The sequence below is a fragment of the Stutzerimonas sp. S1 genome, from assembly GCF_025966695.1.
Taxonomy (GTDB): Bacteria; Pseudomonadota; Gammaproteobacteria; order Pseudomonadales; family Pseudomonadaceae; genus Stutzerimonas.
Window position 1 is genome coordinate 13,838 of the sequence record NZ_JAOEIY010000005.1, and the last position, 14,650, is coordinate 28,487.

Annotated in this window: 10 protein-coding genes and 1 pseudogene; 8 read left to right on the top strand and 3 right to left on the bottom strand. The window is 62.6% G+C overall.

All coding sequences use genetic code 11. The features are described from left to right. The first annotated feature begins 44 nt into the window (after positions 1 to 44). The gene (locus N8H22_RS11550; RefSeq protein WP_264590661.1) at positions 45 to 473 is read left to right on the top strand and encodes an organic hydroperoxide resistance protein; all 429 of its coding nucleotides are present in this window, start codon (positions 45 to 47) and stop codon (positions 471 to 473) included. Positions 474 to 511: 38 nt separating this feature from the next. Next, positions 512 to 1,462 carry an alpha/beta hydrolase gene (locus N8H22_RS11555; protein ID WP_264590662.1) on the top strand — a complete coding sequence of 317 codons (951 nt, stop codon included), beginning with the start codon at positions 512 to 514 and terminating at the stop codon, positions 1,460 to 1,462. 164 nt (positions 1,463 to 1,626) lie between these two features. On the opposite strand, the gene N8H22_RS11560 is transcribed toward N8H22_RS11555, so the two are convergent. From N8H22_RS11560 to uvrD, 3 genes are all read right to left on the bottom strand, one after another. Next, on the bottom strand, positions 1,627 to 2,469 hold the full coding sequence (locus N8H22_RS11560; protein ID WP_264590663.1) for a TIM44-like domain-containing protein: 843 nt from the start codon (positions 2,467 to 2,469) through the stop codon (positions 1,627 to 1,629). Between the two features lie 185 nt (positions 2,470 to 2,654). Next, on the bottom strand, positions 2,655 to 3,758 hold the full coding sequence (locus N8H22_RS11565; RefSeq protein WP_264590664.1) for a TRAP transporter substrate-binding protein: 1,104 nt from the start codon (positions 3,756 to 3,758) through the stop codon (positions 2,655 to 2,657). 73 nt (positions 3,759 to 3,831) lie between these two features. Further along, positions 3,832 to 6,021 carry a DNA helicase II gene (gene uvrD, locus N8H22_RS11570; RefSeq protein ID WP_264590665.1) on the bottom strand — a complete coding sequence of 730 codons (2,190 nt, stop codon included), beginning with the start codon at positions 6,019 to 6,021 and terminating at the stop codon, positions 3,832 to 3,834. A 249-nt stretch (positions 6,022 to 6,270) separates the two neighbouring features. Here uvrD and N8H22_RS11575 point away from each other — a divergent pair, with 249 nt between their 5' ends. The 6 genes and pseudogenes from N8H22_RS11575 to N8H22_RS11600 all read left to right on the top strand — a co-directional run bounded on the left by N8H22_RS11575 (position 6,271) and on the right by N8H22_RS11600 (position 14,591). After that, the gene (locus N8H22_RS11575) at positions 6,271 to 9,129 is read left to right on the top strand and encodes a bifunctional diguanylate cyclase/phosphodiesterase (protein WP_264590666.1); all 2,859 of its coding nucleotides are present in this window, start codon (positions 6,271 to 6,273) and stop codon (positions 9,127 to 9,129) included. Between the two features lie 138 nt (positions 9,130 to 9,267). Then, a pseudogene (locus N8H22_RS11580) lies at positions 9,268 to 11,322 on the top strand (type VI secretion system tip protein VgrG); the annotation flags it as partial. Between the two features lie 428 nt (positions 11,323 to 11,750). Continuing rightward, positions 11,751 to 12,176 (top strand): hypothetical protein, encoded by a 426-nt coding sequence (locus N8H22_RS11585; RefSeq protein WP_264590667.1) that lies wholly within the window; start codon positions 11,751 to 11,753, stop codon positions 12,174 to 12,176. After that, positions 12,173 to 13,054 carry a DUF4123 domain-containing protein gene (locus tag N8H22_RS11590; RefSeq protein WP_264590668.1) on the top strand — a complete coding sequence of 294 codons (882 nt, stop codon included), beginning with the start codon at positions 12,173 to 12,175 and terminating at the stop codon, positions 13,052 to 13,054. The genes N8H22_RS11585 and N8H22_RS11590 overlap by 4 nt, the downstream gene beginning before the upstream one ends. After that, a complete protein-coding gene (locus N8H22_RS11595; protein WP_264590669.1) occupies positions 13,051 to 13,794 on the top strand; it encodes a hypothetical protein in 744 nt (247 codons plus the stop codon). The genes N8H22_RS11590 and N8H22_RS11595 overlap by 4 nt, the downstream gene beginning before the upstream one ends. Before the next feature lie 59 nt (positions 13,795 to 13,853). Next, a complete protein-coding gene (locus tag N8H22_RS11600; protein WP_264590670.1) occupies positions 13,854 to 14,591 on the top strand; it encodes a hypothetical protein in 738 nt (245 codons plus the stop codon). Positions 14,592 to 14,650 lie beyond the last annotated feature (59 nt).

Below are 14,650 nucleotides of genomic sequence, written 5' to 3' on the forward strand. Positions count from 1 at the left end.
CGGGCAACAACGCCCTGGCCTACCAGCAGAACAGGAACGAAGCCATGTCCATCGAGAAGATCCTCTATACCGCTACTGCCACCGCCACAGGCGGCCGCGAAGGCCGCGCCACTTCGTCCAACCAGGCGCTCGACGTGCAGCTGTCCACGCCGCGAGAGCTGGGCGGTGCCGGTGGTGCCGGGACCAACCCCGAGCAGTTGTTCGCCGCCGGTTATTCGGCCTGCTTTCTCGGTGCGCTGAAGTTCGTCGCCGGCAAGCAGAAGGTCGCCCTGCCGGCGGATACCCGCGTCACCGGCAAGGTCGGCATCGGCCAGATTCCCACCGGCTTCGGCATCGAGGCCGAGTTGACCATCAGCGCGCCCGGCATCGCCCGTGACGTGCTGCAGGCGCTGGTCGAGCAGGCTCACGTGGTCTGCCCCTACTCCAACGCCACCCGCGGAAACATCGACGTGACGCTGATCATCGCCGACTGAGCCTGACTGACCACCCTTTCGAACAGGAGACCCATGCCATGAACCTCATTACCCGCACCTTCGCCATCAGTCTGCTGGCCCTCGCGCTGCAACCCACCTTCGCTGCCCAGGCCGCGCAACCGGCGAAGTCCGGCAGCACCGCCGTCGCCGCTCAGACCGCCAGCACCATTACCATCGCCGATGGCGTGCAGCTCTACTACAAGGACTGGGGCCCGAAGGACGGCCCGGTGGTCACCTTCAGCCACGGCTGGCCACTCAGCTCGGATAGCTGGGAGTCGCAGATGCTGTTTCTTGCCTCGCAGGGCTATCGCGTGGTCGCCCATGACCGCCGCGGTCACGGTCGTTCCAGCCAGCCGTGGGAAGGCAACGATATGAATCACTACGCCGACGACTTGGCCGCGGTGATCGAAGCGCTCGACCTGAAGGACGTCACCCTGGTGGGCTTCTCCACTGGTGGCGGCGAGGTGGCCCGCTACATCGGCCGCCACGGCACCAGGCGGGTGAAGAAGGCCGTGCTGGTCAGCGCCGTGCCGCCGATGATGCTGAAGACCGCGGATAACCCGGGCGGCCTGCCGCTGGAAGTGTTCGACGGCATCCGCAAGGCTTCGCTGGAAGACCGCGCGCAGTTGTATCTGGACCTGGCTTCCGGCCCGTTCTACGGCTTCAACCGTCCGGGCGCCAAGGTGTCCCAGGGGCTGATCGACAACTGGCGGGCCCAGGGCATGCAGGCCGGGCACAAGAACACCTACGACTCCATCGCCGCGTTCTCGGCCACCGATTTCCGCGAGGACCTGAAGAAGTTCGACGTGCCGACGCTGGTGATCCACGGCGACGATGACCAGATCGTGCCGCTGGAGAGCTCCGGCAAGGCCTCTGCCGCTCTGATCAAGGACGCGCAACTGATCGTCTATCCCGGTGCGCCGCACGGCCTGACCGACACCCACAAGGAGCGCTTCAATCAGGACCTGCTGGATTTCCTCAGGAAATGATCGGAATGTGTCGTTGCGCCGGCCGCGGTTAGCTCCGCGGCCGGTTTTTTTGCCGCTGCAAAAGTGGTCGTGCCGATGCCGAGGCAGAAACGAAAAACCCCGCCGGGCGGGGTCTTCGTGGCCTGTCCGGAGGCAGGCCGGTGTGGGTTCCGGAACGACGCCGATCAGGCGTTCTGGCGGATACCGGCCACCAGCCAGGGCTGGTTCTCGCCCTGCACACGCTCCATGCGCCAGCTCTCGCTGAAGGGCTCGCCCTGGTCGAAGCGAGAAGTCTTGGCCACGCCGCTGAAGGTCAGAGTCGCGGTGGTCTTCTCGGCGTTGTCGTCGACGCCGTCGAGCTGGATCTGCAGATCGTCGATGTAGGTCGACTGATAGGCATCACCGATCTCGGCGCGTTCCTGCTTGAGGAAACCCAGCAGCTGCGGGGTGACGAACTCGGCGATCTTGTCCATCTCGTTGGCGTCCCAGTGCTGCTGCAGCGAGAGGAAGTGCTCGCGCGCCGCGGCGACGAAGCTCTGCTCGTTGAACCACGCCGGGGCGTTGATCACCGGAGCGGCGGCGGCCGGGGCGGCGCTGCCACCGAAGATGGAGGTCGCGGGTTGCTGCGGCATCTCGCGCTGCATTGGCGCGTGACCGGCCATGGCCGGTTGCTGCTGGCGGCGACGGGCAGCGAGGAAGCGGAACAGCAGGAACGCGATCAGGCCGAAGATCAGGATATCCATGAACTGGATGCCTTCGAAGCCATCGCCCATGAACATCGAGGCGAGCAGGCCGCCGGCGGCCAGACCGGCCAGCGGGCCGAGCCAGCGCGAGGCGCCGCTGGCGGCAGCGGGCGTCTGACGGCCAGCCTGATTCGGTGCGGCCTGGGTCTGCTGGGGCGCCTGGCGGGTCTGGTGGCTGGGCGCCGAGCCGAAGCTCTTGCCGCCGCCAAAGCGCTTGGCGTGGGCGTCCAGCGCGAAGGTCAGGCTGATACACAGCGCCATGAAAATGCTAAGCACACGTTGCATTGAGTGTTCCCGCTTGAATTAAGTGGAGGTACGCGCGCCATCCTGCCGAGCCAGGCAAGGGTTGGCGAGGGGCAGTATGTTACGAGCTTTTGCTTGCGACCGTTGGTCGCGTCCGGTCAGGTCGACCAAGAATCGGCTGGCCCTGATCGGCGCGCGGTCCCCGGCGGCTCCGCGCGCACGGCAGGTCAACGCCAGTTGTACAGTTCCTTCTCGGAAATCTCGTGCATCGGCTTGACCTGCGCCTGGAAGGCTTTCATCGACGCCCAGATGCGGCCGTTCAGTTCGCTTTGCGCGGCCAGCTCGCCGAGCACCAGCTCCGACTGCTCCTGCATGGCGCCGAGCACTTCGTCAGGGAAGCGCTTGAGCTCGACGCCCTGCTGCTTGAGCTGATCCAGCGCCAGAGCGTTGTTGTAGACGTAGTCGTCGAGCATGTCGCGGCTGGCCGCGCGGGTCGCCTCGGTGAGGATCGCCTGCAGATCCTCGGGCAGGGTGTCGAGCGCCTTCTGGTTGACCAGCAGTTCGAGCACCGCCTGCGGCTCCTGCCAGCCCGGGTAGTAGTAGTACTTGGCGGCCTTGTGCAGGCCGAAGGCCAGGTCGTTGTACGGGCTGACCCAGTCGGTGGCGTCGATGGCGCCGGTCTGCAGCGCGGTGAACACCTCGCCGCCAGGCAGGTTCACGGTGGTCGCGCCGAGACGAGTCAGCACTTCGCCGCCGAGGCCCGGCATGCGGATCTTCAGCCCCTTGAGGTCGTCCAGCGAATTGATTTCCTTGTTGTACCAGCCGCCCATCTGCATGCCGGTGTTGCCGACCACCATCGGCTTCACGCCGAAGGGGGCGTAGGCCTCGTCCCAGAACTTCTGGCCTTCGCCCTTGCTCAGCCAGGCGTTCATCTCGATGGCCGACAGGCCGAACGGCACGGAGGTGAAGAACTGCGCGGTGGGCACCTTGCCTTTCCAGTAGTAGGCAGCGCCATGGCCCAGTTCGGCGGTGCCACGGGAGACGGCATCGAACACTTCCAGCGCCGGCACCAGTTCGCCGGCGGCGTAGACCTTGATGGTCAGGCGACCGTCACTCATCACCTTGACCCGCTCGGCCAGGCGTTCGGCGGCGGTGCCCAGGCCCGGGTAGTTCTTCGGCCAGGCGGTAACCATCTTCCAGGTGTAGGTCTTGGCCGGTTCGCTGGCGGCCTGCTGGCCGGAGGTTTCGACTTTGTTGTCGTCATTGCAACCGGCGAGGCCGAGGGTGGCAAGCAAGGCAGCGGCAGCACCGAACAGATGGCGGCGTTTCATGGGGCAATTTCCTTGGAAGATTCTTCTTATAGGAATGGCTTGTTGGTATGACGGGTTGACGTTAGCGTCAGCCTCACAGGGCTTCAAGTTTTGCGTAGCTGAGCATCAGCCACTTGCTGCCCTCGTCCTCGAAGTTCACCTGCACCCGCGCCTGGGCGCCGGAGCCTTCGAAGTTGAGGATGGTGCCTTCGCCGAACAGCGCATGGCGTACGCGCTGACCGAGGTTGAACGGAGTGTCCGGTACGCCGGCACCGTCGAACAGCGACGAGCCGCTCATGCTCTTGCCGCTGAACGAGCGCGTCACGGTGTTGCCCAGCCGCACTTCCTGCACCAGCGCCGGCGGGATTTCGCGGACGAAGCGCGAGATCTTGTTGTAGGTCTCGCTGCCGTAGAGTCGGCGGGTTTCGGCGTAGGTGATTACCAGCTGCTGCATGGCGCGGGTGATGCCGACATAGGCCAGGCGGCGTTCCTCTTCCAGACGACCGGATTCCTCCAGGCTCATCTTGTGCGGGAACAGGCCTTCTTCCATGCCGACCAGGAACACCAGTGGAAACTCCAGGCCCTTGGCGCTGTGCAGGGTCATCAGCTGCACGCTGTCCTCGTGGTCGCCGGCCTGCTGCTCGCCGGCCTCCAGCGAGGCGTGGTCAAGGAAAGCCGCCAGCGGCGACTGGATGTCGTCGTCCTCTTCGCTGTAGCTGTCGAAGGCGCGCGCGGCGGAAACCAGTTCCTCGAGGTTTTCCACCCGCGCCTGGGCCTTCTCGCCTTTCTCGTCGCGGTGATAGGCCAGCAGCCCGGACTGCTCGATGACCAGCTGCGCCATGTTGTGCAACTGCATGCCCTCGACCTTCAGCGCCAGGGTGTCGACCAGCTCGACGAAGGCGTTCAGCGCGCTCGCCGCTCGCCCAGAAACCGCCTTGGTGCCGACCGCCTGATGCAGCGCCGCCCACATCGACAGACCCTGTTCACGTGCCAGCTGGCGCAGTGACTCGACAGTCTTCTCGCCGATGCCGCGGGCCGGCACATTGATCACCCGTTCCAGCGCCGCGTCGTTGTCGCGGGTCTGGATCAGGCGCAGGTAGGCCATGGCGTTCTTGATCTCGGCGCGCTCGAAGAAGCGTTGGCCGCCATAGATGCGGTAAGGAATCTTCTCGCGCAGCAGCGCTTCTTCCAGCACCCGCGACTGGGCGTTGGAGCGGTAGAGGATGGCGATCTCGCTGCGGCTCATGCCGTCGCGGATGGCCTTCTCAATGCTCTCGACCACGTAGCGCGCTTCGTCGTGCTCGTTGAACGCGGCGTACAGGCTGATCGGCTCGCCCTCGCAACCGGAAGTCCAGAGCTCCTTGCCGAGACGGCCCTGGTTGTTGGCGATCAGCGCGTTGGCGGCCTTGAGGATGCAGGCGGTGGAGCGGTAGTTCTGCTCCAGGCGGATGGTTTCGGCATCCGGGAAGTCGGCGCTGAACTGGTGCAGGTTCTCGATCCGCGCGCCGCGCCAGCCGTAGATCGACTGGTCGTCGTCGCCGACCACCATCAGGCTTTCGCCGCCCTTGGCCAGCAGGCGCAACCAGGCGTACTGCACGGCGTTGGTGTCCTGGAATTCGTCCACCAGCACGTGGCGGAAACGCCGCTGGTAGTGCTCGAGCAGGCCCGGGTGGTCGCGCCACAGGTCCAGGGCGCGCAGCAGCAGCTCGGAGAAGTCGATCACCCCCGCGCGGGCGCAGGCTTCCTCGTAGGCTTCGTAGATCTTCAGCTGGGTGGCGAGGAACAGGTCACCGCCGGCCTGGATGTTGCGTGGGCGCAGCCCTTCGTCCTTCTGCGCGTTGATCCACCACTGCGCCTGGCGCGCCGGCCAGCGCTGCTCGTCGAGGCCGAGCTCGCGGATCACCCGCTTGACCAGCCGTTGCTGGTCGTCGGAATCGAGGATCTGGAAGTTCTGCGCCAGCTTCGCTTCCTGCCAGTGCGCGCGCAGCAGGCGGTGGGCCAGGCCGTGGAAGGTGCCGACCCACATGCCCTGCGGATTGACGTGCAGCAGCTGCTCGATGCGCTGGCGCATCTCGGCGGCGGCCTTGTTGGTAAAGGTCACCGAGAGGATCGAGTGCAATGATGCGCGCTCGACCTGGTGCAGCCAGGCGATGCGGTGCACCAGCACGCGGGTCTTGCCCGAGCCGGCGCCAGCCAATACCAGCTGACGGCCAAGCGGCGCGGCCACGGCCTGGCGCTGGGCGTCGTTGAGGGAATTCAGGAGGAGAGAGAGATCGTCATGCATCGCGGCATTCTATTGGAAATGCCCTGCTTGCGCTCGTCCTGTGGTCCTGCCAGCGCGGCTGCCTGCGTCGATCGGACGCGCTGATGTGGGACCAATGGCCGGGTTGACAGCGCGGCCGTTGGTCGGAGAGCGTGCGCGCTGTCGTTTTTTCGGCCGGATCGCCTGTGACGCGATGCTATCAGCATGCCATTATCGCGAAGTTCGGGTCGTCTGACGGCCGTTCTGGGGATCACTACAAGAAAAACAGCCATGACCGATTCTGTCCGAGCCGTTTGCCAGGCCTCGCCAACCGCCATCCCGAGCCGCGAATCCTTGCCGCTCGAGTCGGGTGATGGTGCCGAGCGCACGCGCCTGCTGTACCGTGGCTCACGCATTCCCGCCCTGCTGATGCTCGCTGCCAGCCTGGTATGTGTGCTGCTGTTGTGGCCGGAACATGGCGGCGTCGAACTGGGCGGCTGGTTTCTCTGGATGGCCACGCTCGGGTTGCTGTGGCTGCAACAGGTCAACGCTTTCAACCAGGCGCCGCCTACCGAGCAGGTAGCGCCGCACTGGTACCGACGCTTCCTGCTCGGCAGCGTCGCCTCGGCACTCAGCCTCGCCTATGCGATGGTGGCGCTGGTGCCGCCCGCTGCGTTCTTCGAACAGGCGCTGCTGTACGGCCTGATCGGCTCGGTGGTGATCGTCGCCAGCGTCGGCTATGGCGTCAGCCTGCCGGCGTTCCTCTGTTTCGCCGTGCCCTGCCTGCTGCCGGCCGGCGTGCTTCTGCTCAGTGCCGCGAATCCCTTGCAACAGGGCTGGGGTCTGCTCGCACTGATCGTATTGGCAACCCTCAGCCTGATCGCCTGGCAGATCAGTCGGATCGTCGGCGACGGTCTGGCGCAGCGTCTGCACAAACTGGTGCTGATCGAGCGGCTGGGCAAGTCGGCGCGGCAGGCCGAGCAGCTGAATGCCGAGCTGGCGCGCGAGGTGGAGCAGCGACGCAGCGCCGAGCTGAAGCTGCGCCGTGCCTATGACGGCTTGGAGCAGCGCGTCGCTGAGCGCACCACCGAACTCGCGCGGGTGGCCGATGAGCTGCGCCAGAGCGAGGCGCGTTTGAGCATGGCGCTGGAAGCCAGCGATCTGGGCTTGTGGGACTGGGACCTGGCGCAGGACAAGGTGCATTACTCGCGCCTGGAGGTCGCCTTCGACGTGGATGCCCAGCGCCTGGATGCTTCTGGCCGGCCGCTGCCCGATCTGCATCCGGATGATCTGCCCGGTGTTCGCGCCAAGCTGATTGCGCACCTGAAGGGTGAAACCGAGCTCTACGTCGTCGAATATCGCGCGCTGAAAGACGATGGCAGCCATCTGTGGGTCGAGGATCGCGGCCGGGTGATCCGCCGCGACGCAAACGGGCGTGCGTTGCGGATGATCGGTACTCGGCGCGACATCAGCGACATTCGCCACCAGGCCGAGCAGCAGCGCCTGGCGGCCACGGTGTTCGAAGCGGCCGGCGAAGGCATGGTGATCATGGATTCGCGCTTTCGCATCCTGGCGATCAACGATGCCTGCTGCGCGCTGTCCGGCTATTCGCGCGAGGAGTTGCTCGGCCGCAGTGCGGCGCGCCTGGCCAGCTCGGCGGAATCGCAACGCCAGTACGCCACGCTACGCGAGGCGCTGGCGCGCGATGGTGCCTGGCAGGGCGAGCTGATCGAGGTCCGCAAGAACGGCGAGGTCTATCCGCAATGGGTGCAGCTGCGCGAGGTGCGCGACGCCCTGGGTGGCACCACTCACGTGGTGGGTTTCCTCTCCGATCTGACTGTACGTCGCCAGGCCGAGGAGCGGCTGCGCTACCTGATGCACTACGACAACCTCACCGGGTTGGCCAACCGCAGCCTGCTCAAGGAGCGTCTGCACGCGGCCTGTCAGCGGGCGCAGCAGAGCGGACGCAACCTGGCAGTGCTGTACATCGATCTGGACCGTTTCAAGAACCTCAACGAAAGCCTCGGTCACGAGGCCGCGGATCGTCTGCTCAGCGAGATGTCCCGGCGCCTGACCCAGACCCTGGCCGAAGCCGACACCATCGCGCGGCTGTCCGGCGACGAATTCGTCGTGCTGCTCGAAGGCTACGGCAGTCTGTCCAACCTGGCCCATCTGGGCAGTCGTCTGCTGACACGGATGCGCAAGCCGGTGACGGTCGGCGGCCAGGAACTGGTGATCAGTGCCTCGATCGGGGTCAGCCTGCTGCCGGACAACAGCCGCGAAGCGGCGACCCTGTTGCGTCAGGCCAACCGGGCCATGCAACAGGCCAAGCATCTGGGTGGCGATACCCTACAGTTCTTCACCGACCGCGAGCAGATCTCCAGCTTCGACTACCTGCAGATGGAGAATCAGCTGCGCAAAGCGCTTGCCGAGGGACAGCTGGAAGTCTTCTATCAGCCGCGCCTGAGTCTGCTTGGCGATCGCCTGGAGGCGGCCGAGGCCCTGGTGCGCTGGCGCCATCCACAGCAGGGACTGGTGGCGCCCGGGCGATTCATCCCGCTGGCGGAGGAGACCGGACTGATCATCCCGCTCGGCGAGTTCGTGCTGCGTGAAGCCTGCCGGCAGGCACGCGACTGGCAGCGCAGCGGCCTGGCGGATATCCGCATCTCGGTGAATCTGTCGGTCAAGCAGCTGCGCCAGGGCAACTTCGTCAGCCTGGTGCGTCAGGTGCTGGAGGAGAGCGGCCTGCCGGCGTCGATGCTCGAGCTGGAGCTCACCGAGAGCCAGCTGCTCGACGACATCGACAACGCCATCAGCATCAGTCGCCAGCTGCGCGCGTTGGGGGTCAAGCTGGCGATCGACGATTTCGGCACCGGCTATTCGTCGCTGAGTTACCTAAAGCGCTTCCCGGTGGATTACGTGAAGATCGATCGCTCGTTCATCTGCGAACTGGAGCATTCGGCCGAGGATGCGGCGATCGTCCGCGCGATCATTGCCATGGTCCACAGCCTGGAGCTGCAGGTGGTTGCCGAGGGCGTGGAAACCCAGGCGCAGATGGATTTCCTCAAGGCGCATCAGTGCGACGAAATCCAGGGCTACCTGCTCAGCCCGCCGGTGCCGGCCGAGCAGTTCGCCGAGTTGCTGGGTTAGCCAACGGCGGAAAATCGCGCAGGTTTTGCGCGGCAAGAAGCGTGATTCCGGTCATGCGGTCGTCCCGCCATCATTGAATCGGGCATCGAGGTCGTTCAACCTTCGGCCTTCGCCTGACTCAAGGATGGAGGCCAAGGCATGCTGGATGCCAATCAAGCGCATATCACCCTCGCCGTTGCCGGCGTCGAAACCGACCTGCAAGTGCTCAGTTTCGACGGCCACGAAAAACTCAACCAGCCCTACCGCTTCGACATCGAGGTGGTCAGCGCGCGCACCGATCTCGATCTTGAAACCCTGCTGCATCGCCCGGCGTACCTCGCCTTCGGCCCGGCCGGCAAGGGCGTGCACGGGGTGCTGCAGCGCGTCCGCCAGGGTGAATCGGGCAAGCGACTGACGCGCTATAGCCTCAGCCTGCGCCCGCAGCTGGCCTACCTGGCGCATAGCCACGACCAGCGCATCTTCCAGCATCTCGGCGTGCCGCAGGTCATCGCGCAGGTGCTGGAAGCCCATGGCATCCAGGCCGATGCCTATCGCTTCCAGCTCGGTCACGCGTATCCCCAACGCGACTATTGCGTGCAGTACGACGAGAGCGACCTGCACTTCATCCAGCGACTGTGCGAGGAGGAGGGCATCAGCTTCCACTTCCAGCACAGCGAAGCCGGCCATGTGCTGGTGTTCGGCGACGATCAGACGGTGTTCGCGAAGCTGGCGCCGCTGGCCTACCAGCAGGATTCCGGGCTGGTCGCCGAGCGTGCGGTCGTCAAGCGCTTCGGCGTACGCCTGGAAACCCGCAGCAGCCACGCCAGCCTGCGCGACTACGACTTCGAGCAGCCCAGACTGCGGCTGGAAGCCGGCCATGGCAGCGAGTTCGCGCCGATACTGGAGGCCTACGACTATCCCGGGCGCTTCACCACCCGCGAGCGCGGCAAACACCTGGCCAAACGCAACCTGCAGCGCTTGCGCGCGGACTACGCGCTGGCCGAGGGCGCCAGCGACGCCTATCTGGCGAGCGGTCACTTCCTCGCCCTCACCGACCATCCGCGACCGTCGTGGAACGACCTCTGGCTGCTCACCGAAGTGTTCCATCAGGGCCGACAGCCACAGGTGCTGGAAGAGTCGATCAGCACTGCCACGCCGGAAAGTGGCGACGCCGACTTCCATCAGGGCTATCGCAACCACTTTGCCGCCACGCCGTGGGATGTCTTCTACCGCCCGCCGCGCGAACATCCCAAACCCAAGGTTCTCGGCAGCCAAACCGCCGTGGTCACCGGCCCACGCGGCGAGGAAATCCACTGCGACGAGTACGGCCGGGTGAAGGTCCAGTTCCACTGGGATCGCATCGGTGCGGCCGACGACAAGACCAGCTGCTGGCTGCGCGTCAGCTCCAGCTGGGCCGGTGATCGCTATGGCGGCATCGCCATCCCGCGGGTCGGCATGGAAGTGCTGGTGACCTTCCTCGAAGGCGACCCCGATCAACCGCTGGTGACTGGCTGCCTCTATCACAAGGAACACCAGGTCCCCTACGACCTTCCGGCGAACAAGACCCGCACGGTGTTCAAGACGCTCAGCTCGCCCGGCGGTGGCGGCTACAACGAACTGCGCATCGAAGACCGCAAGGGCGCCGAGCAGATCTACCTCCACGCCCAGCGCGACTGGGACGAGAACATCGAGCACGACCAGAAGATCCGCGTCGGCCACGAACGTCACGACACCGTCGAGGCCAACAGCTACAGCGAATTCAAGGCCGAGGAACACCGCACGACGCACGGCGACCGCAAGAGCGAAATCAGAGCCAGCGATCACCTCACCGTCGGCGACACCCAGCACGTCAGGATCGGCAGCGGACAGTTCATCGAAGCCGGCGATGAGATCCACTACTACGCCGGCTGCAAGGTCGTCATCGACGCCGGCATGGAACTTACCGCCAGCGGTGGCGGCAGCTTCCTCAAGCTCGACCCCAGTGGCGTTACGGTGAGCGGCGCGACGATCAAAATGAACTCGGGTGGCGCACCCGGTAGCGGCTCGGGGCTGAAGGTGCTTGCCTCCGCCCTGCCCAATGCGGCGGACAAGGCCCGCGCCGGCGCCAAGCCGAAACTGGCGTTGGCCAACACCCAGCTGATGATGGCACGCAAGGCGCGGCAGATCGGCGCCAGCCGCTGCCCGATCTGCGAGGCCTGCAGGGACGGCGTTTGTGCAGCGCAACCTGCCGCATCGACTGCGTCGACAACAGCAGTGTTATCCGTTGTTGAGCCTCAAGTACCAACATCCGCGCAACGCGGGCCCGGAAAGTGGGTTACGCAAGAAATTGTCTACGACGGTATGAGTAATTCACTAAAAATGCTCATGAACCGCCTGGGTTCATTTGGCGATGAAGGTCGGGTTTTTGGCTCTGACGGCAAGGATTTCCAAAACACCACCCGCAAAATTATCCAAGTCTGGCGAGCGTTAGACGAGAGTGAAAAGCATCTGGTTGAAAATTCAGCTGTTTACCTCTACGGCCAACAACGCACTGTTACTCAGCGCTATCTGGAGGGCAATGATAGCTGGCAAGTCTCTGGCAAGTCATGGCACTGGCAGCCAGTAACCGCGAACACTGTATATGAGAAAAAAGGCACCAAACCATGAAATTCGCGGAAACAACAAGTAAGCGCAGCATGATTTGTCTCGTTTGGGGGGGCTTGGATGCCTTTTACATCGTTTGGTATTGCATCAATAGCTGGCTGGGCGGACGCACGCCTTATCTCAGCGACCTCAGCTCAACCATCGCATTGCTCGAGCACCAAGGTGGAGTCAACGTTGCCACAGCACTACTCTCTTGGACGCTGCAGCTGTCGATCATCCTTTCATGCTTTATGTTCCTGTTGCGGGCTCGTGGGGTGAAATATCTCGCCTATGGACAGATTCCTTTTCGTTTGTTTTTCCTCATTCCCTCAATTTCGGCACTGTTGCTTGCTGCGCAGTTATTACCAGGACTCAGCGTCGTACTTCTAACGATGATCATAGTTTCCGAAGCCTTGAAAGCCTGGTCTATGTGGAAGTTCGCATGATGGAGGCCGAGCAAGCGACTCACCAGGAAACCTCTTTAGATAAGTGGCTCTCTGACCAGTTTGGTCAACAACGCGAACTGGTGCTGATCATTGATCGTCTCGCAGAGCTGGATCCTGTCCAAATGCTATTCAGGACAGACCTGATGCACGATTACGTCAATCTCTACCACGGAACCGAGTTTGCCGACCTGGCGGATATCGGTCCGTGGCTGGTCGCTTTGAACGAGTTCGACATCGCGCGGATCCAGCCGTTGCTCGATGCGCCCGAGCGCAATTGGGGCTGGTTGGCCAGCGCCGACCGCGTCGAGCTGCCTGTCCTCGCGCAGCATTGGCGCGAACGTATGCAGGTAGATGATCAGGGACAGCGCTCGCTGTACCGATTTCAGGACAACCGGGTCATCGCGCGTCACCTTGCCGAGCTTGCAACGCACCAGCAACCGTTGCTGCTTGGGCCTCTGACGAGCGCTATGTGCTGGGATGGTGAGCGCTGGCGGTGTTTCGATAACCCTCGGCCGGGACAGTACGCCGCACCGTTCGAAGCCGCCTGGTTGGCCCTGCCCGAACCGGACAGCGTCGTGCGGGAAGTCCACCGTCATAACCTGACGCTTTGGCTGTGGCAGAACCATGCGGCGGCCACCGCGCGCCTCGCCGAAACCCGCGTGCTCAGCGATTGGCTGAGTGAGCAGCTGGATAAGGCCGGCGTCTGGGGATGGCGGTCGCTGGAACACCTACAGTTCCTGCTGCGTTATCAGCTCGACCCGGAACTCGCGGACCATCCCGCCTGGATTCCCGAAGAGCGGGAATCGCCTGAAACGCATTTCGCGAGGCTCAGCCAGGTGCTGCTAGCCACTTCTACTGCTCGGGATCAACAGTTATGAATCATTACCTCAAGGCATCCCGCATTCATGTGCTCTCACCGTTGCTGCTGGGACTCTCCCTGAGTGCCTGCAGTGCACTGGGTTCGTTCGGCGGTGAAACCTTTATCTTTGAAGGCGAGTTACCGGCTGATTTCTCGCTCAAGGCGCAAGCGGAATATGACGTCGCCAACGAATGTAACGGCAGTTGGCAGATCAAGACGTTCCAAACGAATTTCGAAAGTACTCCACAACAATACCGTTTCAAAATACCGGTCAACTACCGCTCCGGATTATGCGAAATGCAATTGGCAAAGGTGAAACTGACTATAAACGGACGTTATGGCGAAAAAGAGTGGCAGCAAACCTATGACAACGGGGGATTGATCATAGTCGATAAACTTCCAGAGGGTGCTCCGGCGTTCGGAGTAGATCGGGTTCTTGCCAAGACGGCGGTGTGTTCTTGGTGGTTCCAGCTTAGTAAGGCTAAATCACGACAGGGTCAAATCAGCAAATTGCTCCACTGCAGGGGGGGCGGGGCGTACCTAGTTAGAGACGAGCTACCAGGGGGAAAAGTTAAGCTGTCTTTTCTAGTGAACGCAGAAGAAGAGCCATCACACGATGATACTTGGGTGAAATTCCCGACTGGATGGAAACCGTGTCTGCCGAAGCCAGGCTGGCAGAGCTGCCAGCGGCCCCCGGTCTTTAAAACATTCAAGATGAATGGCCGTGAATGCACGGTCTACCCTAACTGCACTGATTGATTTGCAAAGTGAACGGCTTCAGTTGCGATGTCGGCCGCCATTAGTTTAGTAGGTTAATAATGTCAGATATTTGGCGGGGTTTATGGGTTCTTATGGCTGGTGTATCTCTGAGTGCCTGCAGCGCGCTCGGTTCATTCGGCGGTGAAACCTTCATCCTTGAGGGCGGGTTACCGGCCGATTTCTCGCTCAAGGCGCAAGCGGAATATGACGTCGCCGATGCATGCAATGGCCGCAGCCAAAGCAAGACATACAAGAAGGATTATGAAAGTGCTCCGCATCAGTATCGTTTCCAGATTCCGGTCAACTACCGCTCCGGATTATGCGAAATGCAATTGGCAAAGGTGAAACTGACTATAAACGGACGTTATGGCGAAAAAGAGTGGCAGCAAACCTATGACAACGGGGGATTGGTCATAGTCGATAAACTGCCGCAAGGTGCTTCAGCCTTCCAGACAAACGGGTCGTTTACCAAAACTGCGAAATGTTTGTGGTTGTTTCAGCTAAGTAAGGCGAAATCGCGACAAGGCGAGATTAGCAAGCTTTTGAGTTGCAAGGGGGCAGGAGATCATCTCGTATCCAATCAGCTTGCACAAAAAACCGTACGGTTAAATTTTGAAGTAAGCAAGGAAGAAAAACCGTATATGAGGGGGTATTGGCTAAAGACTATGCGCGGTTGGAAGCCCTGTACTGGACGTTGGGGGACGAGCTCTGAAGAGCTTTGTATGGACCCGCTGCAGTTTCGCACGTTCATGATGAACGGTCGTGAATGCGCCGTTTACCCAAATTGCACTGATTGATTTGCAAAGTGAAAGGCCTCAGTTGCGATGTCGGTCGCCATTAGTTTAGTAGGTTAATA

What these genes read in the sequence shown, in the direction of transcription:
- N8H22_RS11590 (WP_264590668.1), top strand. Translation starts at nt 12,173, where the DNA reads ATGATGGAGGCCGAGCAAGCGACTCACCAGGAAACCTCTTTAGATAAG.
- N8H22_RS11560 (WP_264590663.1), bottom strand. Translation starts at nt 2,469, where the DNA reads ATGCAACGTGTGCTTAGCATTTTCATGGCGCTGTGTATCAGCCTGACC.
- N8H22_RS11600 (WP_264590670.1), top strand. Translation starts at nt 13,854, where the DNA reads ATGTCAGATATTTGGCGGGGTTTATGGGTTCTTATGGCTGGTGTATCT.
- N8H22_RS11585 (WP_264590667.1), top strand. Translation starts at nt 11,751, where the DNA reads ATGAAATTCGCGGAAACAACAAGTAAGCGCAGCATGATTTGTCTCGTT.
- N8H22_RS11595 (WP_264590669.1), top strand. Translation starts at nt 13,051, where the DNA reads ATGAATCATTACCTCAAGGCATCCCGCATTCATGTGCTCTCACCGTTG.
- uvrD (WP_264590665.1), bottom strand. Translation starts at nt 6,021, where the DNA reads ATGCATGACGATCTCTCTCTCCTCCTGAATTCCCTCAACGACGCCCAG.
- N8H22_RS11555 (WP_264590662.1), top strand. Translation starts at nt 512, where the DNA reads ATGAACCTCATTACCCGCACCTTCGCCATCAGTCTGCTGGCCCTCGCG.
- N8H22_RS11550 (WP_264590661.1), top strand. Translation starts at nt 45, where the DNA reads ATGTCCATCGAGAAGATCCTCTATACCGCTACTGCCACCGCCACAGGC.
- N8H22_RS11575 (WP_264590666.1), top strand. Translation starts at nt 6,271, where the DNA reads ATGACCGATTCTGTCCGAGCCGTTTGCCAGGCCTCGCCAACCGCCATC.
- N8H22_RS11565 (WP_264590664.1), bottom strand. Translation starts at nt 3,758, where the DNA reads ATGAAACGCCGCCATCTGTTCGGTGCTGCCGCTGCCTTGCTTGCCACC.